The sequence below is a fragment of the Arthrobacter sp. MYb224 genome (assembly GCF_002975455.1).
Taxonomy (GTDB): Bacteria; Actinomycetota; Actinomycetes; order Actinomycetales; family Micrococcaceae; genus Glutamicibacter.
On record NZ_PCPU01000011.1, the window covers coordinates 77,908 to 97,451 of the forward strand.

Here is a 19,544-nt window from a genome sequence, read left to right on the forward strand (position 1 = left end):
ACTTAGATGGGGATCCTTGTGTTGGATCGCCGCTATTGCCATTTGGTCTGCGAACGGTTGATGGGCGGTGGAATAACCTCATGCCTGACCAGAACGGATATGGTACGGCGCAGGAAGTTTTCCCTCGTCTTTTGGACGCCGAGTACAACGACGCCGAAGTCACGCCACCCTTTGCTCCGGGCAATAACTCCGATCAACCTGGCGCGCAAACGAGTTACGCTCAGACCGATGGATTCGTCTATGATTCCGAACCACGAACAATCAGTAACTTGATTGTTGATCAGACCGTCGCCAACGACGCTGCAGGCGCGGTTGCTGATCGGGTTGAGGGAGCTGGCATAGAAGGTCACGGCACGTCCACACGTATTTTCGGCCCAAATGCTGTTGGAACGTCAGCGGAAATTAGTAGGACGAATTTCCCTGCCGATGTTGAAACTGTGATTGTCGCACGTGTCAATGATTTTCCTGATGCTTTGACGGTAAGCGCCGTGGCCAAAGCCGCCGGGGCTCCAGTGCTTCTGGTTAATACTGACAGCATTCCTGAAGTGTCTGCTACCGAGCTCACTAGGCTCAGCCCTAATCGCATCATCATCGCCGGTGGTCCATTGGCCATTAGCGATAATGTTGCGACACAGCTGGAAGCCTTCGCTTCGGTGGGCGTTGAACGTTTAGCAGGAGCAACCAGGTTTGATACGGCCATCGAGATGAGCAAGTATGCGCATCCGGACCCGGTTAGCGATGCTCCGGTCGAGACGGTATACATTGCAACGGGCGCAACCTTCCAAGATGCGCTTGCTGTGGCTTCACCTGCAGCACGAGACAATGCGCCAGTGCTATTGGTCTCGCAGAATTCAATTTCGGCGAACGTATTGGCGGAAATAAACCGATTGAACCCGGCCAAAGTCGTAATTCTTGGTGGCCCAGTGGCAGTTTCCGCAGAGGTTGAGAGCACCTTAGCTGCTTCGTGGACCACCGAACGCATTGGTGGCGCCACGGCTATTGAAACCGCGACGATGATTTCGGCAGCTCATTTCACCCCGCCGGTGCCAGTTGTTTATCTAACAACCCGAAGCAACTTTCCAGATGCATTGTCGATCGCTTCGGTGGCAGGAACAAAGGGAGCGCCAATCCTGCTAGTTCCTAGCAACGGTACTCTACCGGCAGCCGTGCAAGCTGAGATCGAACGACTGCAGCCAGCCAGTATTGTGATTCTGGGTGGCGAAGTGGCAGTGGGTCCGACCCTCGAAGGTCTAGTGAACCCATTTGTACCAGGAACGAACTATATGATCCCGGATATCGCGACTGATGAGGGACTTTCAGCTTCGGCTACGAGCCTCTTCACCATTTTCGGTCAGTTCTTCGATCACGGATTGGATCTCGTATCCAAGGGTGGAAACGGAACCGTAGTTGTTCCACTGAAGCCCGATGATCCACTGTACGTGGAAGGTGCCAACACGAACTTCCTGACGCTGACCCGTGCCACGATCGATGACACCGATGGGCAGCGCGAACACGTCAACCGCACCACTCCGTTCGTGGATCAGAATCAAACCTATGGTTCGCACGCTTCGCACAATGCATTCATGCGTGAGTACGTCTTGGTCAATGATTCTCCGGTACCAACCGGAAAGATTCTCAACGGTGAAGGCGGAGAAGGCCTTCCAACCTGGAAGAACGTGAAAGACCAAGCGCGTACCGTGCTGGGCATCGAATTGGATGACTTCGATGTGTTGGACGTGCCGCTGCTTTACACCGATCCCTATGGTGGATTGGTCTTGGGCACCAATGGGCAAGCACAGCTTGCCTTCGAGGATGGAATGCGGTCCGGTGACCGCGCTGCTCCGCTATCCACCGACGGCGCGCTGACGGCCAATGCATCATTCCTTGATGATATTGCCCATGGCGCGACACCGCTGTTGGTTGATAATCCCGCAGATCCGGATGGGCCGCAGATCCCGGGCTACGATAATACAGCCTTGGAAAACCACTACATCACCGGTGACGGACGCGGTAATGAGAATATCGGGCTGACCTCCGTGCACCACGTGTTCCACTCCGAGCACAACCGCGTGACAGAACAGATCCGTGACGAACTGGAAAACAATCTGCCAGCCGAGCTGCTGGAGCGTTTCCAGAAGGATGGATTCTGGAACTATGGTGAACGCCTGTACCAAGCAGGACGCTTCATGACTGAAATGCAGTACCAGCACCTGGTGTTCGAGGAATTCGCTCGCCGTATCGCTCCTTCGATCGATCCGACGGTGCTGAACGAGAATTCATACCAGCCGGGCATCAATGCATCGATCAGGGCCGAATTCGCCCACGCGGTATACCGCTTCGGGCACTCCATGTTGCGTGAAACTGTTCCTCGTGAACACAACGGGCAGATAGTCGAAATGCCACTGTTGGATGCGTTCTTGAATCCTGAAGCATTCGCCACGGCACCAGACGGTACTCCGTTGACTGCCGATGAATCTGCCGGCGGCATTCTCAAGGGCCTGGCCAATCAAACGGCCAACGGCGTTGATGAGTTTGTCACCGACACGCTGCGCAACAAGTTGCTGGGTCTGCCACTGGACCTGCCAACGATCAACCTTGCCCGAGCAAGGGAGACCGGTGTTCCTTCAATGCAGACCGCTCGTGAGACGTTCTTCAATGAATCCGGTGACTCGCAGCTTGAGCCATACGCCAGCTGGGAAGATTTCAGGCTCTCAATGAAGAACCCGGAATCAATCAGCAACTTCCTGGCCGCCTACTCAACACATGAGTCGGTAACCGGGGTGGATACGCTGGAGGCAAAACGCGCAGCCGGCACAGTATTGGCTGCTGATCCAGCCTATATGGCTCTTCCGGCAGCTGAAACGGGACTGAACGACGTGGATCTGTGGATGGGTGGACTTGCAGAAAAGCCATACATCTTCGGTGGCATGCTCGGTTCCACGTTCAACTACGTGTTCGAGGCGCAACTGGAGGATCTGCAAAATGGTGACAGGTTCTACTACTTGACCCGCAACCTGGGTAATACGCTCTTCCACTCCTTGGAAGCGAATTCACTCTCGCAGCTGGTCATCCGCAACACGACCGCAGAGAAGGTGCCGCATGATGTCTTTGCCGCACCGCAACTGACGTTCGATCTCTCGGATACGCAGGAGAATCTGAACGCCGCCGGGCTCACCGGGTCGGCAGCAAATGGCTGGCGCTTCACCGGAGCAGAGCACATTGTCATCCAGGACACCAACGAGGCTAGCAGCATCCGCGGCGGACTGGGCGATGACTCCATCTGGGGTCGTGGCGGCAATGACCGCATCGAAGGCGATGACGGCAACGATGCCATCATGGGCGGGGATGGCGATGACATCATCACCGACCTCTTCGGCGACGCAGACAGGTTGCAGGGCGAAGCAGGGAACGATGTGCTGAACCCAGGGCCCGGAGTCGGGGACCTCACCTTTGGCGGTTCGGGCACCGACTTCATGCTCGGCGGCCAGGATCGAGTCACAGCACACGGTGGCCTTGGAGATGATTTCCTGCTCGGTTCCACCGGCTCGGACATCCTCTATGGAGACGAGGGCAACGACTGGGTTCAGGGCAACGGCGGCAACGGCGACCTGCTCCAAGGTGACATGGGTAATACCATGTTCAATGATCCGAACCTGTACCACGGTGGGCACGATATCCTCATCGGCGGTGGTGGCAACAACGACTTCGACGCAGAAGGCGGAGATGACATCATGGTTGCCGGTGGAGCCACCGACAGGTATTCGGGAGTACTGGGATTCGACTGGGTGAGCTACAAGGGCCACCGGACACTGGTCAATGCCGACATGGGATTTATCGTTGGCATGCCGCAGTCGATCACAGGCATCCGTGACAGGTTCCTGCAGACCGAAGCAACCAGTGGTTGGAACGGAGACGACATCCTGCGCGGTTCGCAAGGCGGTGTGGATCTCACCTTCGATCCTGCCGGCGGAGCGATCGGCTACGGTCACCATCTGACCCAAGATCACCTGAACCGGATTGACGGATTGCGTGACTTGCTCGGTGGCGGGGACTTGCCTGAATACGCACGTCCGTTCCTCCTGGACGACCCGACCACTTACGATGGGGATCACAATAACAACATCCTCCTCGGAGGCACGGGTTCTGATCTGATCGAACCGCGCGACGGACGCAACTTCGTCGACGGGGATGCCTGGTTGAACGTGCGTGTTGAATACCGGCCAGAGGGCGGAGCCGTCGAGTCCCAGGATTCGATTGCAGCTTTCAGCACCCGGATGCTCAACGGCACCATCAACCCAAGCGAACTGCACATGGTTCGCGAAGTTCTTCAGCTGGAGAACGAATCAGAGAACATCGACACGGTGGTCTTTGAAGGCATCGAGGAAGACTACACGGTCTCCGCGCTGGCAGACAATGTGGTCAAGGTAGTCAACACTCTCGAAGGCGAAGAGATGTCAAACGTACTGCGGAACATTGAACGCATTCAGTTCAATGACCAAGTCGTCTGCTTGCCATTGGGAACCACTGAAACCTGTGGACAGGCTACAGGCGAGGTAGTGCTTGGCATCACCGATCCGATCACCGAAAATGGCGAGATTACCACGAACGCCGATGGGGTCGAAGACCTCGACGGCATCGATTCTGATTTCACCTTCTCGCTGCAGTCCTTCGTGGAAGCCGGAACCGATCCGTTCTCCAACGCCTGGGTCACCACCCAGACGAATGAGTCCGGAACCTTCACCCTCACCGACGCCGAAGTTGGCGCACCGGTCCGGGTACTGGTGACCTACATTGACGGCAACGGCACTCACGAGCAGATCGCCTCGGCAGGAACCGAAGCGGTAGCCAACGTGAATGACGAACCGGTCGGTCCGGTCATTGCTCCTCAGACAGCCTCGGTTGGAGATATCCTGCATATCACCACCCAGATGTCGGATGAAGATGGCGCCGAATCCGTACTCGAAGAGCCAGGCGGCGTTTACACCTGGCAGCAGAGGACAGAAGGTGGCGACTGGAGCAACATCGACGGAGCCACCGGCGACGGAGCGACTATGGCCAGCTTCTTGGTAACCACCGGGCAGCAAAATCAGTTCATCCGCTTGGCCATCGAATACACCGATGATCAAGGGACCGCCGAAACGGCCTACTCCAACGAGACGAACATGATCCCAAGCCCGACCAACCTGGCCCCCGAGCCAGCTCCGGTCGAGTAGAAGGGCTGACCCGCATCAAGGAGTAACCAGCCAGAAATAGAATGAAAAAGGCGCCGCTTCCAATGTTCACACATTGCAAGCGGCGCCTTTTGCTGGGTTCGGATGTGAGGCTACTTGATGCTCAGGTTTCCGTACGCGGTCAGATATGGACTGAGGCTGTGGCCCTGAGGAACACCCAGCCGCAAGATGGCTGATGCATCGCCCGAGCGCAACCGGACGCTGAGATCCAGCGGTTCCTTCGCATCGGTATTCGTACGGATATTGCCTGGGATAGTGAACGTTGCTGTTCCGTTCCCATTGGCCGAAGCCTCGAGCACGGCCTGAGTGTCTAACCCAGCGGCTCCTCGCGGAGCCACCAGTAATTCCATGGCATCGAATTCCAGCTGAAGACCATCCCACGCAAGCATGAGCTCTAGATTTCCATCGACGCAGAATCTGATGCCTTCGAGAACCGGTTTGATCGTAGCGAGCATCTGGGCCACTTGCCGGCTGCGTCGGGTATCGCCCAGGGCCTGCTGCCACCTGTTGAACGTTGACTCGTTGTTGAAATTCACTGCGCGGTTGAAGGCCTCAAGGGAAATTCTGGCCCTCAAATTCTCGTCCTTCAACAATTGCGAGACGGTTTCCGCCGCGCTGTCTTTCTCTCCGAAAGGCACCAGGTAGCCCGACACCCCATCTTCAATGACATCACGTGGCCCAAAATCAACGTCGTAAGTCACCGGGATGCAACCGTTGGCCTGGGCTTCGAGCATCACCAGCGATTGGCCTTCGTAGCTGCTGCACAGCAATAGGACGGTTGCCTTCTGCAGATGCTGGGTAACCGAGGATATGTGGCCCAGGAAATTGACTGCTCCTTCGAGACCCAGATCTCGGACCTGCTGTTCCAAGGCTTCACGCTGTACGCCATCGCCAATGATGTCCAAAGTCACCGCTTCACCGGACTGAACCAGCAAGTGGACGATATCGATGACTTCGTTGACATTCTTTCCAGCTGATAGCCGGCCAACGTAAACGACTTTCTTGGGATCCCGTTCAGCAGCTGGGGGATAGGAGGCAGGACCTTCTGTCGGATTGCCAATCACGAAGGAATTAGTGTCGTTGCCAAACCTGCGTGTGAATGCATCTCGCTGCGACTTCGTGAGAAAGACCAGGCCATCCCACTCTTGGCGCTGTTCAATGATGGGGCTGTGCGATTTTGTCAGCTTGCCGGTAAGGAGATTCTGCCTGGGCGCAACATGTGTGCTGTGGAATGCGTACAGTTTGACTGCTGACGGATGCTTCCAAACGCCGAGGAATGCGGCTGAGTATTTGCTATCGACTATCAGGTTGGTGTCGGCAGAACCGATGATCTCCGAGAGCCAGTGGCGGTACAATTTGGCAGCACTTGGGAACTCCGCGACGGGCGAACCATCTGGGCTGAACAACTGCAGGACTCGTCTTTTCTTGGAGGAATCGTTGAGCTGCGGGAGCGTGCAGTCAACCATGTAGCGGCTGCCATCTCTGCGGTAGTACTCCCGGCAGCGTTGTTCCGGCTCAGCATCAATTGTGAAGTCTCGGGATAAAAGGCTTTGGTCATCAGAACGGTGAATCTCTTCCGCATCTACCCATTGAAATCCGTCCACGTCACTGGCTTTGAAACCGGTGGCGGCGTCCTCGGGAAAATGCCGGGCGTAATACTCATGCAAGTTGACGATGGGCACATTCGCGTTGAGTTTCCCGGCCTCGACCAGCGCCCGACGCGTCACCTCGAAGTCTGGATTCGGAGCAAATGTCACAACGGCAGACGGAACTCCGCGCTCATGGAAAATATGGGCGCGGTCGAGGCACATCTTCGTCATTCCACCGAATATTTCGTCAACAGTCCAAGTCACCATCAACGTGGGTAGGGCACCTGGTTTGTAATTGTCAGGAACACTGATCAAATGTTCTGCCGAAACCGGTGGGTATTCCTTGATCATCACAGCTACTTTCACAGATGGTTGCATGTCGGTCTCTAATCTTCAGCCTAACCAAGAACCGTCGGCAATAAATTCATTTTTGGTGTTTCGTGAATCCACGTCCCATGGACTTGGGCTGAAACCTAGATCTTTATTGAAAGCTGAGCCGAACTGCAGTGAGCTCCGTAAAATATTCTCTCAGGCGCTTACTTAAAAGTCCTGTATTCAGGAGTCATGGAAAGGGACGAATCCTGAGAGCCATTGCGTTTGTGTCGTTCACCAAGCCGAAATTAGTCTCTTGGCTCCGTAGAACCCATCGTAGCTGTCGGCAGATCTGCGACATAACTAGTAGGAAGCCGTATCTGCTCCATTGCGATGGTGTGGACACCAACCCGCGGCGGCAGTTGCCGTTGGTGAAATCCTGGACTCATAATCCGAAGAACTTCAAAAGCACATTACGTTATTTTGATTCACTCAATGTGATCTGGAGATCCGAGGATTGACCGCCAGCGACCGAGGTCTGCTCACTATTGCCGCTCCAACGCCTGCTATCAAATGAACAGTCGATACTGATCTCGTAATTGCCAGGGAGCAGGGTCACCCGCGTGGGCACAGTGGCGGAAACTGAGCCAAGCTTTAGCGTTGCACCGACTAAAGCACCGCCGCCTGAATTCACGCCATCGGAATTGTACGCAAAACCTTCACACCTAACATCCGGCGGCATTGGACTAGCTTGGATGTCGATGAAAATTTCACCTTGATTTGAACCAGTTATTGTTCCCGGCTCAGTGGTTGAAGAAGTCGGTGTCGCGCTGGCTTTCGGTGTCAGATTCGGCTGATCTGTCGCCGTGGCAACTGGTCTGCTTGTTTCCGGGGTTGGGTCTGTACTCGTGGTGTTCGCGGTTGAAGGGCTAACGCTATATTGCGCGTTCGGTTCGCCGTCATCCGAAGTTGGTCCAGTTGTGCACGAAGCAGTCGAAATGCATAAGGCAAGCATGCCAACCGCAGCAAGTATCTTTTCCCCCAAGCGAAAATATTCCATATTCGAAGTATCCCAATGAATCACTAGATTGAACATGAATTAGAGGAATCGAAGCGTAATTGTGACCATCTACTAGAATTCCTCCTAGCAACGCGGCATACGGCCGCTATTTTTACTCTTTAAACCCTGTAAAGAAGTGAAGTAAGAAGTGCAAGAATTGATCCTTTTCACGGAGGAGCGCCCGAGGATGGTAAACAACTCGGAGAATCCATGTGTGGGCATGTGCAACTACTTGGTTTTCGCAATGCCTGCCAGATATAGCAGGATTTTCGATTTTGACACCAAAGAGTTGGCGTTAGGTGATGCGGCATATTTTCGTGAAAATTTATTCCCAAGAAAGGAAGAAATGTGTGCCTCTGATCTGAAGCGATTAAATTCAAACCCGCTTATCGGGAGTAGGAATTTGGATTATTTTCTCCCACATCTAGATTACTTTTCGAATTCGGCATAGTCTTGAAGCCTACAATCAATTCGTGCTTTGGGGGGACCGGATTATTGTGAAACGTCGTCATCATGTGACCTATTTTTTGCCCAGACACAGAGTCGTTCAGCGGAAAAGACCGTTGGTACTCTGGGGAACTTCTGCGCTGTCCGCGCTCTGTCTTACGGGAGCACTCGGCTGGCCGCTATTCGCCCAACCGGCTGAAGTCAGAAGCGGAACCATTCCAACAGTGGTGGGCTCATTGGAGGCCAGTAGCCTAGATAGCTACCCAATTGTCGTTAGCGAGTTTGCACCGCTGGCCATATTCGGGGGATCGGGCAAAGCCTTGGCCATCGACGGACGTCCCGTGGACATGCCGCTCGATGTCTGGGAAGCAAACGGTGCGGACGAGAACTCCGGTTCTAACGCCACGGTCAACCAGAGGACTCAAGGCGATACGAAAGTACCCGCTGAAAGGGCGCAACTCGTGGGAAGGCTGAGTTCAGTCGGGCAGCTCCCTGGAAACCTGCAACTCATGCACCCAGTGACGACGCGTCGTATTTCCAGCCCTTACGGGTGGCGTGCCAACCCGACGGGACCTGGCAACCAGATTCATATTGGCCAAGATTATCCAATCTCCTGCGGCTCGCCTGTCTACGCCAGCGAATCGGGAACCGTCACCGTTTCTCGATGGGCGGGGCACTCCGGAATGCGCGTGACAATCGATCACGAGCATAATGTCCAAACTGGATACAGCCATAACTCAAAGCTGTTGGTCAAGGTGGGTCAAAGAGTTCAGCAAGGTGAAGTCATTGCGCTTGCAGGAACGACCGGCAACTCCACAGGCTGTCACGTGCATTTCGAGGTACTTGTCAACGGGCGCTGGACCGATCCACGTTTGTATCTGCCATCGATCCCTGGTCAACGTCAGGCGATGATCGATTCATCGCGTTTGACTGTAGATGCCAAGAGCGCTCCTAAAGGCGGCAAAAACAGCCCTTCAAAAAATGATGACGACCGTCAAAGCAAGGAATCGCGCAAGGAACAGAATCCTGACGTTGTAGTGCCGAAGGACGACACCCCCGTGGTGCCGAAACCCGAGCCGAAATCGGAGCCCACGCCAAAGGCAAAGCCTTCGCCAAAGCCATCGGAATCCACCAAGCCTTCGAAGACGCCGTCGGTCAAACCAACTCCTTCGCCTTCGAAGTCGCCGTCAGCGAAACCTACTCCGTCAGCGTCGGAAGAGCCTTCCAAATCACCTTCGGCTAAACCGTCAGCTTCTCCTTCACCGAGCCAGAGTGAAGAACAGAAGCCAACTCAAAGCCCTAGCAAGTCGCCGAGTGTGACTCCCTCTCCTACGAAGCTTCCGGAGAAGTCAGCAGAACCCACGGTGAAACCGAAGGCGACCCAATCTCCAAGTGATTCGCCCAAGGAATCAGCTCCAAGCATCGAAGCGCCAAAGCAATCCGCAAAGCCGACTCCCAGCGTGAAGCCGAGTCAGCCTCCTAAGGTGACCCCGGAAACGCAGATTAGTCCGAGTGCCTCCGCGCCGCTGCTTAAAGTGCCGGATTCAAACGTGCTGCCAACGCTAAAGTCCGATAAGTCCAAAACGCCAGACTCGTCAGCTCAAGAAAAATCTGCGAAGCGGCCAGAATCGACTGATCCAGAAGAGTGAAGCAGTTGAGCTTGCAACGGCTTATGCCTAGCGCCCTGAGCTTCGATTGCATCCGCAGAGCTCAAGATCCTCGGGGCTTGAGACATACTGCGGGTTTCGGGTGCAAGGTCCTGGACACGCGCATGGGGAATTGGCTTACAGGTCAGTACTGTAGGAAGGTCCAGCCGAAGGGCCGCGGACTGGAGTCAGAATATCGCCGTGCTATTGCGGGGCATTCTTGCCACGTCTAAAGGCAGATACCGTAGGTTCTCCTGGTAGCCAGAACCGCCAGGGAAATTCGGGACCACCTGCGATTCCTGCCACCCCTACCCGCGGACCGACAGAGATGCGCGTTGGCACTTTCCGTGGTTCTTCCAGCTGGAACGGCGCGGCGAAAAGGTCCTTTCCGTCGTGATCAATGCGGTTAATCCCCAACGCCTGTGCCACATTTCCTGGACCCCGAGCCAGCTGGGTATCTGCGAATATCGAGCTGCTGTCTACTCTTCGCGCAAGCCTGCGAGCGCGCGCAATCTCCGCGCCCTCGACAATTTCACCTGCACGAACCAGAACTCCTGAGGCAGCACCTTGTGGCGAACAGACGAAGTTGATCGCAAAGTGCATTCCGTAGCTGAAATACACGTAAGCATGCCCGGGATCTAAGAACATCGACGAGTTCCGCTCGGTGCGGCGATCCTTCGAGTGGCTGCCGGGATCATACGGGCCAGCACTGCCCAAGCCCATATACGCTTCAACTTCGGTGATGCGAAGAGTCACCGTCCCCTCGGCGGAATCCACGGAGAATAAGGCTCCTAGCAACCTCGGGGCGACGTGCAAAGCATCCGGAGTAAGAAGATCTCGGTCCATCATTCAAGTATGCCAAGTCTCGCTTAGATTTTGGTCGCCGCGCAGAAGCCGACTGTCTCCGGAAACATGTGATGCTCTGAAACTCACACCCGCGACTGAGTGGCAATAAAAGATCTCCTGACCGGTCCAACAATTTTTTGCATTGCTGGTTGTCTTTGACTGCCGGGGGCTACTACACGGTAATTTGACGCCGAACGCGCTTCCGCCGCGATCATCTCCGGCTCGCCGAGTTATGAAACCAGTATTTTCGGTTCAACCACCGGTCCCCAGATCCAAGCAGTAAGCAACGTATGGCTCTAAGTACTGCTAAACGCAATTCGTCGGGTCGGCAGCTGCAACACGCAGCTGCCGGCTCGTTCAGCGTGCATATAAATATCCGGAAACCTGCCGGAAACACCGAAGAGAACAAACCGTCACGCTAACCGGTGAAATGTCACATCCCCGAAACCAAAGGTGGAGGCCCGCGAAATATCGGTGGCCAAGAATTAGTACTTGAAAGTATTTGATTCACTCACCGATACACCTAACACCTTTGAGGAGATGTGGACCCCATGGAGTTAGATACAGCCAGCCTATGGATAATGATCGCCGCAGCGCTTGTTCTACTCATGACACCGGCACTGGGCCTGTTCTACGGCGGAATGACCCGCTCGACCGGCGTGGTCAATATGATGCTGATGAGCTTCTCGGCGGCCGCGCTCAGCGCGATCGTCTGGATTCTCTGGGGCTATTCGCTCTCCGCCGGGGAGCCGGCGATCGCCGGGGTCATCGGCAACCCGTTCAGCGACATCGCCATGCAGAACACCGAACCCAGTGGCTTGCTCGCGGCCGGATTCTCCGGCACCTTCGCGCTGATCTCGGTGGCGATTATCTCCGGCGCCATCGCGGACCGCAGCCGTTTCGCCCCGTGGCTGCTCTTCGTGCCGCTGTGGGTCTCGCTGGTCTACGCACCGGTGGCCTTCTGGATCTGGGGCGGCGGGCTGCTCTCCGAGGATGGCGTTCTCGGCCAGCTCTTCGGTGAAGCCATCGACTTCGCCGGCGGCGCCGTGGTCCACACCAACGCAGGTATCGCAGCTCTTGTCCTGGCTTTGAAGCTCGGCCAGCGCCACAACTTCCACGACCGTCCCCAGCCGCATAACACCCCGCTGGTGATGCTGGGCGCCGCACTGCTCTGGTTCGGCTGGTTCGGCTTCAACGCCGGTGCCGCCACCACCATCGAGCAGGCCGGCCTGATCTGGATCAACACCATGGGTGCTCCGGCCGCCGCGGTGCTTGGCTGGATCCTGGTTGAGAAGCTGCGCGGACAGCGCCCAAGCTCGGTAGGCGTCGCCTCCGGCCTGGTCGCCGGCTTGGTCGCGATCACGCCATCCTGCGCCGACCTGTCCCCATGGGCGGCCCTGCTGCTCGGACTGATTGCCGGTGCCGGTGCCGCCTGGGCGGTCAACTTGAAGTGGAAGCTCGGCTACGACGATTCGCTCGACGTGGTGGGCGTCCACCTGGTCGCCGGAATCATCGGCACCCTGTACCTGGGCTTCTTCGCACTGCCCACCGAGGAGAACGCCGGCGGCCTGTTCTACGGCGGCGGACTGAGCCAGCTGCTTGCGCAGTTCATGACGCTGCTCGTCGTGATCGTGTTCTCGGCGGCCATGACCTGGATCATTGCCACGGTCATCGACAAGATCGCCCCGTGGCGCGTCTCGGCCGAAACCGAGATCGAAGGCATCGACGTCTCCGAGCACAACGAAAGCGGGTACCACTGGGTCAGCAAATAGCAATGCGGGATGAATAAGGGGTAGAACTCCGGGGCGACTCGGCAGTTCCGCAGGAAGCCTGCCAATGGTTCATGGGGCCATCGGCAGGCTTCCTCTGCGTTTGCCACATCCTGTCCGTGGCCTGTGGCCGACCCGTCCGGGGCAGGTACCCAAGTGGCGCAGCGCAGCCGGCGTGATTCAAGGCTTCTGCGTTCCGCTGCCGTCCACACCGAAATCCATATTCCGGCGTTCATATTCGCGCTGGCTGAAGGTCGCTTGCTGGATCGATTCGACTTGGTCGAAACTCGACCCGATGGCCCCGCCCAGGGTTCCCAGCGACGCCGCCAGCCAGGCGAGGTTGAAGTACTCGGCGAAGCCCACCGGATGGCGCAGCTGGTAGGCGAGGAATCCGTGATCGATGACCACCAGCGAACCGAGCAAGAGCGCGACGAACAGCAAAAGGTACATTGCGCCTGCCGCCAGCATTACGGTCAGCACCGTAGAGGTGTTGTAGAGCACCAGACGCTCGCGGTAGTGCTTGCCGCGCGGACGTTCCCAGAGCCTGTTATGGAACAGCAGCCATAGCCCGAACAATAGGATGCTGACCACGGTAATCAGCGCCAGACGGAGGCTGCTGAGGTAGTCGGCCATGGACCAGATGCTGGTGTAGAACACGCCGAAGGCACCGGTGGCCGCGGCGCCGGCGAGGGCCGAGGACAACCGGGGGACCAGCCGCCATGGCCTGTTGCTGCGCACCATTCCGCAGACCAGGAAAATTCGTCCACGCAGACCCTTGAGGCTGACATATCTGGTTGATGATTGGCCATCTTCGCTCGGCTCGTCCAGGCTTCCGCTCACCGAGAAGGCTCGAGCCGACAGAGACGTCGGCATAATCGGCTTCCGATCGCTGGCCAATTCGCCCATGATGTCAACCAACGCGCTGGTGAGATTGCGCGGGCGGGCCATCCCCAGGCTCGGCACCACCAGCGTCGCGGCCCCGTGGAGCTGGCTGATGCTTCGACCCACCGGCTTGCCTTGGCCGTATTGCGGGATATCGGTGAGATAGATGATGTACTCCCAGCCGAACTTCTCGCGCAGCGCACCGACGTGCCGATTGAGCATCACTTGCCCGGATTCATCCAGCGGCAGCGTGAGCGGGCCGACCTTGACCGACCAGCGGACTTGATCCTGATCCTCGCTATTCAATGCGTTTTCCAAGCGTTCGCGCACCTTGCCTGCCAGCACCTGAGCGATCCCCGGGTCGGCAAGCAATCCCACGGTGCGCACGGCGGGCTGTTGCTTTGGAATGATGGACCTCCGAAGTGCGGCACGGTATTTTTCGGCGGCGGCTGCCACTATGCCCACTCTATGAACCGCAGTGTCGATCGCCAAGCAATCTCAGTCTTTTGGGAGAATCAAGCCAGCGCAGAGCCAGAAAGTCTTCCGCCTTGCCCGGAATTCCTTGCGCTCTCCGAGTCGATGTGGAATTCTCGCAATTATCCCGCCAAGGGCAGAATCGGCGCCGCGCGCAATGCAGAGGAGCATCATGTCATTCTTCGAAGAGGCCAAGGAAAAGATTGAAAACCTTCTCGGCAAGGTGAAGCCGCCGGAGGAGGAGGACATCGAGCAGGAAACCCGCAACGGCACAGGGGATGACGGCTTATTCGACGAAGACGATCCCGCGATCTGAGAGGACCCGGATCTGAACGCCTCGGACGACGATCAATACGAAAGCCGGTGATGACCGTTATACCACACGGAATCTTCGGCCGGGACTCGAATCTGATCTATGGCGAGGACAGATATCTGCTGGGTCCATGAAACAAGAAGTATTTTGCCGGGGCTATTGTCGTGCCGCAGCGAAGTTTCCGTGCCAGTGGTTATTCGTGGCCCTGGTAATCCGTCTGAAATTAGCTTCTTGCTAGGCAACCCTCTAGCGAGACGCGCCCTACTTGGGTGTGGTCAACCTTTTCAAGCCGAAGCAAATAACAGACCAATGCCGCGCAAGATAACCAACATGTCATATTGAGCTGTCATATACCGTCAGCTCCCTGTTTTGGGGAAGGTAGGGAGATAACGTATCTGCTGCATCACTAACACGCGAATGCAGTGCCCCGAATATTCTTTATCGGTAGCTGTAGCTGCTATTTGGGCAATGAGATGCGAACGAAACGATATGGGGGATTGCACGCGTGTGGACGCTGGTGATTCCGTGAGAGGCGATAGTTTCAGAAGGGGGAATGTCGGCCAAATACGACCAAGCCCGTCCAGGCTCCGCTCTGGTTAGAGGGGAGTCCTTAGTTCGCGAGAGTCTCACGGGTTAGCGTGCATAGTATTTAACGGATTCGCGAGGTTGTGTGGCGCTCGTAAAGTGCGCTTTTAAGATGGGAAATTTACTCAGCAAGTCGTGACCTTCGGAGATTTCTCAGGGAGTTCACGTATCGAGAATTATCTGAGCTATCAAATTTTGACGGTAATCGTCAAATTTCTCGACTCTAAGCTATGATTAGAGTATGTTGCTACTCAACTTTACGGTATCGAACCATAAGAGTATTCGTGATGAGTGCACTTTGGAGTTTATGCGTCCCAGCTTTAAGAAGTTGAAGCCGGGCGCCGATGACGATTGGTCTGCCGTCACTTATCCTGTGGTTGGTGTATTCGGCCCGAACGCCTCCGGTAAATCTACGCTCATTGACGCATTCAAGTACGCCCAAGCGGCGATTAACCATTCGTCTACACTCTGGCAACAGAGGCCGGAAATGGTACATGTTCCGTTCGCTCTTGACGATGAGTCAGCTAAGGGGCCTAGTTCGTATGAATTCGATTGGGTATTCGAGGGCGTGCGTCATAAATATGGTTTCACAGTTACCCCGGAGGGAATCGAAAAAGAATGGTTGCTTGATCTTCCTCGCACCCGCTGGCGAACGCTAATTGATCGTGACCGTAGTTCTGAGTCGCCCACCCAAGTTCGCTTTAAGGAGAAGAGTGGGTTGGTTGCTGTAACTCGACGTGAACTGATCCTTTCGCGAGCAATTCTGCTGGAGCATGAAGAGCTTACTGGCCTCGGCAAATCATTGTTAGATGGGATCGAACTCGCACCATTTGGTGACACGAATAGAGAACGCCGACTCGCAAGCATCACCGACTCATTGCTGCAGCAGGAGATGAGCTTTGAGGACTTGACGACCCTTCTGCAAGTTGCCGATATCGGTGTTCGGTCGATTTCCGTCAAGGAAGATCAAGCTCCTCCAGAAGCTGTTCGACTAATGAAAATATTTGCGGAACTCGTTGATTCTGAAGCCGAAAAGATTGTTGGTGAAGAGAAGCGGATTCATATCGAACCCCTTGAATCCGATGCTGTAGTTCGAACCCTGGAATTTTTGCATAAGGGCAGGAAAAAAGACCCTCGGGCTTTCGGGGTCAACGAGGAAAGTGCAGGCACTATCGTCTGGCTTTCATTAATTACTCCTGCAGTAGAGGCTTTGCGATACGGGACAATGCTGGTGGTCGACGAACTTGACAACAGCCTCCACTCGCATTTAGTTGAGCTGGTAATCAGCCTCTTTCTGAATCCTCGAATCAACCGCTTTGGTGCTCAGCTCCTGTTCACCAGTCATGACACAAATCTTCTGTCTCCGGAATCTGGTTTTGATCTTGAAGCCGAGCAAATTTGGTTCGCAGATAAAGATACAGACGGTGCAACGGAGATTTATTCGCTAGCAGATTTCCCTCATCCGAAGGACGCCAACTTTGAACGTCGATATCTCGCGGGACGATATGGCGCCGTGCCACGTACGGCTCCGAGCCTGCTGGCAAGAGTGATCGGATCGGATGATAGCTAGTGGCGCGCCGTAAGAGGTCTGAAAAGAAACGGATTCTGATTTGTACTGAAGGGACAGTAACGGAGCCGCAGTATATTGATTCGTTGAAGCAGATTTTGGGAACGTCTGGAGAATCCGTAACGATTCGCACTGTTGGTGTAGGCCGAGATCCTGTCAAGATCGTGCAAAAATGCATGGCTGTTCGAGACAAGGCAATTGATCCCTTCGATATCGCAGTTTGCCTGATAGATGTAGACACGCATGCAAAGTTGAAGGAAGCGCTGGCTCTGGCGGCTCGCAACGAGATCAGCGTTGTTGTATCCAATCTCAAGTTTGAGGTCTGGTTGCTTTGGCACGTAGTTGAAAGTGTGTCTCATTTCGAATCGAAGCAACTGGACCGGATGATGAGTGAGCAAAAGATTTTCGAGAAGGAGAAATCGTTATCGCCCAAATTCCCCGTCGAGAATTATAAACGTGCATGCCAAATCGCACGCCGAGCTGATCCGAAGTTGGGACCTGGGGAGATTGGTCCTAACTCATCGACTGGCATGCCATGGCTAATTGACATCCTTACCTCAAAATAAGAGAAAAGTAACCCGGCCTTCCCGCTTGCTATCACAGTAGGATGTATCACCTCCATCTCCCGTAATGTTGGAGCGCGCCCGATTCTTGATATTCTAAGTAATCGAGTCCTGTGTGATTTTTTATGCGCACCGTAAGACCTATCGAAAGAAGTGCCCGGCACGTGTTTAATTCACTTTCCGATCGCCTGACAGCGACCTTCAAGAACTTGCGCGGCAAGGGTCGCCTGACAGAGGCCGACATTGACGGTACCGCCCGCGAAATTCGCCGCGCCCTGCTGGACGCCGACGTCGCCGTACCGGTGGTTCGCGCCTTCGTAGCCCAGGTGAAGGAACGCGCACTGGGCCTGGAGGTTTCCGAGTCGCTGAACCCGGGGCAGCAGGTTGTGAAGATCGTCAACGAGGAACTCGTTGGCATCCTCGGCGGCGAAACCCGCCGCCTGAACCTGGCCAAGAATCCTCCGACGGTAATCATGCTCGCCGGTCTGCAGGGTGCAGGTAAGACCACCCTGGCCGGTAAGCTCGCAAAGCATCTGAAGTCCGAAGGCCACACCCCGCTGCTGGTGGCCTGTGACTTGCAGCGTCCCAACGCGGTTAAGCAGCTGCAGATCAACGGTGAACGCGCAGGCGTTCCGGTCTATGCCCCGCACCCGGGCGTCTCCTCGGAATTCGACACTGCCACCGGTGACCCGGTAACCGTAGCCCGCGATGGTGTCGCCGAGGCGAAGGCCAAGCTGCACGACATCGTCATCGTCGATACCGCCGGCCGCTTGGGCGTGGACACCGAGATGATGGCCCAGGCCGCGAACATCCGCGCAGCCATCGACCCGGACGAAGTCCTCTTCGTCATCGACGCGATGATCGGCCAGGACGCGGTCAACACCGCCCAGGCCTTCCACGAAGGCGTCGACTTCACCGGCGTGGTGCTCTCCAAGCTGGACGGCGACGCCCGCGGTGGCGCGGCCCTCTCGGTGGCCTCGATCACCGGCAAGCCGGTCATGTTCGCCTCCACCGGCGAAAACCTGGACGACTTCGAGATCTTCCACCCGGACCGCATGGCCTCGCGCATCCTGGACATGGGCGACGTGATGACGCTCATCGAGCAGGCCGAGAAGAACTGGGACAAGGGCGAAGCCGAGCGGATGGCGAAGAAGTTCGCCGACCAGGAAGACTTCACCCTGGACGACTTCCTCGCCCAGATGGCCCAGATCAAGAAGATGGGCTCGATGAAGAAGATGCTGGGCATGATGCCCGGCTCGCAGATCTCCCGCCAGCAGCTCGAGCAGTTCGACGAGCGCCAGATCGACCGCGTGGAGGCCATCGTCCGCTCGATGACCCAGCACGAGCGCGTGGCTCCGAAGATCATCAACGGTTCGCGCCGTGCGCGTATCGCCAAGGGTTCCGGTGTCGCGGTTTCCGAGGTCAACCAGATGCTCGAGCGTTTCACCGAAGCGCAGAAGATGATGAAGAAAATGGCCGCCGGCGGCGGCATGCCGGGAATGCCAGGGGCTGGCAAGGGTGCCGCGCGCAAGGCGAAAGCCAAGGGCAAGGGCAAGAAGCAGGCGAAGTTCGGCAACCCGGCCAAGGCCGCGCAGGCCGAGCTGGAAGCCAAGACCAAGAAGTCCGCGGCGCCTGCCGGTTCGGCCTTCGGTCAGGGCGCCCAGCAGGACTTCGATCCGTCGAGCCTGAACCTGCCAGCAGGTTTTGAGAAGTACTTGGGCAACAAGTAATTCTCCAGTTTTTACCAGACTGCGCCTCGTGAACCTTTTCGGTTCGCGGGGCGCAGTTTTCTTTGCGCTACGCCAGTTATCGAGACCACTGGTTTCGGCTCCGGTTCACGCGCCGTAGGATGGAAGGCAGGGGTACTCTCCCCGTATTTTGGAAGTGCACGGCATTTCCAGCTAGGCGGCACATCATGTCCGACAAGTCACCACGCAAGGGCGAAGCGAAGAAGCCCGCAAAATCCATCAAGGAAAAACGCGCCGAGAAGCGGCTGAAGAGTGCTGATTCCCTCACCGAATCAGCACGTAAAAACGCCAAATAAGCATCAGCGTCCGATCCTTAGGTAGCGAATCAGCGGCCTAAAGACAGCGCCTAGCCAAGCCTCTGCCTCTCGGTTAGCCACCGTCCGGCGGAGGCTTGCTGCTTTCCAAGATTTTCTCAAGCAGGCAGCGCGGGCCGAAACTGCTTCACCCCGACGCCATGCCCGAATGAGACAGGATTTCGCGTGATTCCTGCCCATGCCTAAACTAGTGAGAAA

Annotated in this window: 13 protein-coding genes; 8 read left to right on the plus strand and 5 right to left on the minus strand. The window is 56.1% G+C overall.

Translation table 11 applies throughout. The annotated features are described in order from the left end of the window. Positions 1-32 precede the first annotated feature (32 nt). Positions 33-350, minus strand: coding sequence for a hypothetical protein (locus CQ017_RS18440; RefSeq protein WP_258133777.1), 318 nt, complete (start codon positions 348-350; stop codon positions 33-35). Here CQ017_RS18440 and CQ017_RS16420 point away from each other — a divergent pair. Continuing rightward, positions 270-5,213 (plus strand): peroxidase family protein, encoded by a 4,944-nt coding sequence (locus CQ017_RS16420; RefSeq protein WP_258133776.1) that lies wholly within the window; start codon positions 270-272, stop codon positions 5,211-5,213. The genes CQ017_RS18440 and CQ017_RS16420 overlap by 81 nt on opposite strands. Before the next feature lie 110 nt (positions 5,214-5,323). Here the strand turns inward: CQ017_RS16420 and CQ017_RS16425 are convergent, their stop codons facing one another. Together CQ017_RS16425 and CQ017_RS17955 are read right to left on the minus strand one after the other, a co-directional pair. Then, positions 5,324-7,171: a glycosyltransferase gene (locus CQ017_RS16425; RefSeq protein ID WP_181148269.1), complete on the minus strand. Its 1,848-nt coding sequence runs from the start codon at positions 7,169-7,171 to the stop codon at positions 5,324-5,326. A gap of 439 nt (positions 7,172-7,610) precedes the next feature. Further along, complete coding sequence (locus CQ017_RS17955) at positions 7,611-8,192, minus strand: hypothetical protein (RefSeq protein WP_146112519.1); 582 nt, start codon at positions 8,190-8,192, stop codon at positions 7,611-7,613. A 767-nt stretch (positions 8,193-8,959) separates the two neighbouring features. On the opposite strand from CQ017_RS17955, the gene CQ017_RS16430 reads away from it, so the two are divergent. Next, positions 8,960-10,288 carry a M23 family metallopeptidase gene (locus CQ017_RS16430; RefSeq protein WP_146112520.1) on the plus strand — a complete coding sequence of 443 codons (1,329 nt, stop codon included), beginning with the start codon at positions 8,960-8,962 and terminating at the stop codon, positions 10,286-10,288. Positions 10,289-10,489: 201 nt separating this feature from the next. Here the strand turns inward: CQ017_RS16430 and CQ017_RS16435 are convergent, their stop codons facing one another. Further along, positions 10,490-11,134, minus strand: coding sequence for a DNA-3-methyladenine glycosylase (locus CQ017_RS16435; protein WP_308729563.1), 645 nt, complete (start codon positions 11,132-11,134; stop codon positions 10,490-10,492). A 548-nt stretch (positions 11,135-11,682) separates the two neighbouring features. Here CQ017_RS16435 and CQ017_RS16440 point away from each other — a divergent pair. Then, on the plus strand, positions 11,683-12,903 hold the full coding sequence (locus tag CQ017_RS16440; protein ID WP_105554607.1) for an ammonium transporter: 1,221 nt from the start codon (positions 11,683-11,685) through the stop codon (positions 12,901-12,903). A 177-nt stretch (positions 12,904-13,080) separates the two neighbouring features. Here CQ017_RS16440 and CQ017_RS16445 read toward each other — a convergent pair whose 3' ends face one another. Next, positions 13,081-14,238, minus strand: coding sequence for a hypothetical protein (locus tag CQ017_RS16445; RefSeq protein ID WP_105554608.1), 1,158 nt, complete (start codon positions 14,236-14,238; stop codon positions 13,081-13,083). Positions 14,239-14,428: 190 nt separating this feature from the next. Between CQ017_RS16445 and CQ017_RS18200 the strand changes: the two genes are divergently transcribed. The 5 genes from CQ017_RS18200 to CQ017_RS18445 all read left to right on the plus strand — a co-directional run bounded on the left by CQ017_RS18200 (position 14,429) and on the right by CQ017_RS18445 (position 19,328). After that, positions 14,429-14,572, plus strand: a complete 144-nt coding sequence (locus tag CQ017_RS18200) for a hypothetical protein (RefSeq protein ID WP_181150582.1) — start codon at positions 14,429-14,431, stop codon at positions 14,570-14,572. 823 nt (positions 14,573-15,395) lie between these two features. Further along, positions 15,396-16,724, plus strand: coding sequence for an ATP/GTP-binding protein (locus CQ017_RS16450; RefSeq protein ID WP_105554609.1), 1,329 nt, complete (start codon positions 15,396-15,398; stop codon positions 16,722-16,724). After that, complete coding sequence (locus tag CQ017_RS16455) at positions 16,724-17,287, plus strand: RloB family protein (protein WP_105554610.1); 564 nt, start codon at positions 16,724-16,726, stop codon at positions 17,285-17,287. Before CQ017_RS16450 ends, CQ017_RS16455 begins: the two co-directional genes overlap by 1 nt. 161 nt (positions 17,288-17,448) lie before the next feature. Next, entirely contained in the window at positions 17,449-19,014 is a 1,566-nt protein-coding gene (gene ffh, locus CQ017_RS16460; protein WP_105554611.1) for a signal recognition particle protein, read from the plus strand. A gap of 185 nt (positions 19,015-19,199) precedes the next feature. Next, positions 19,200-19,328: a hypothetical protein gene (locus CQ017_RS18445; protein WP_255248468.1), complete on the plus strand. Its 129-nt coding sequence runs from the start codon at positions 19,200-19,202 to the stop codon at positions 19,326-19,328. The last annotated feature ends 216 nt before the right edge of the window (positions 19,329-19,544 follow it).

Excerpts from the sequence above, each read along its gene's own strand:
- CQ017_RS16450 (WP_105554609.1), top strand. The coding sequence starts at position 15,396 with ATGTTGCTACTCAACTTTACGGTATCGAACCATAAGAGTATTCGTGAT.
- CQ017_RS18445 (WP_255248468.1), top strand. The coding sequence starts at position 19,200 with ATGTCCGACAAGTCACCACGCAAGGGCGAAGCGAAGAAGCCCGCAAAA.
- CQ017_RS16425 (WP_181148269.1), bottom strand. The coding sequence starts at position 7,171 with ATGATCAAGGAATACCCACCGGTTTCGGCAGAACATTTGATCAGTGTT.
- CQ017_RS17955 (WP_146112519.1), bottom strand. The coding sequence starts at position 8,192 with ATGGAATATTTTCGCTTGGGGGAAAAGATACTTGCTGCGGTTGGCATG.
- CQ017_RS16440 (WP_105554607.1), top strand. The coding sequence starts at position 11,683 with ATGGAGTTAGATACAGCCAGCCTATGGATAATGATCGCCGCAGCGCTT.
- CQ017_RS18200 (WP_181150582.1), top strand. The coding sequence starts at position 14,429 with ATGTCATTCTTCGAAGAGGCCAAGGAAAAGATTGAAAACCTTCTCGGC.
- CQ017_RS16435 (WP_308729563.1), bottom strand. The coding sequence starts at position 11,134 with ATGATGGACCGAGATCTTCTTACTCCGGATGCTTTGCACGTCGCCCCG.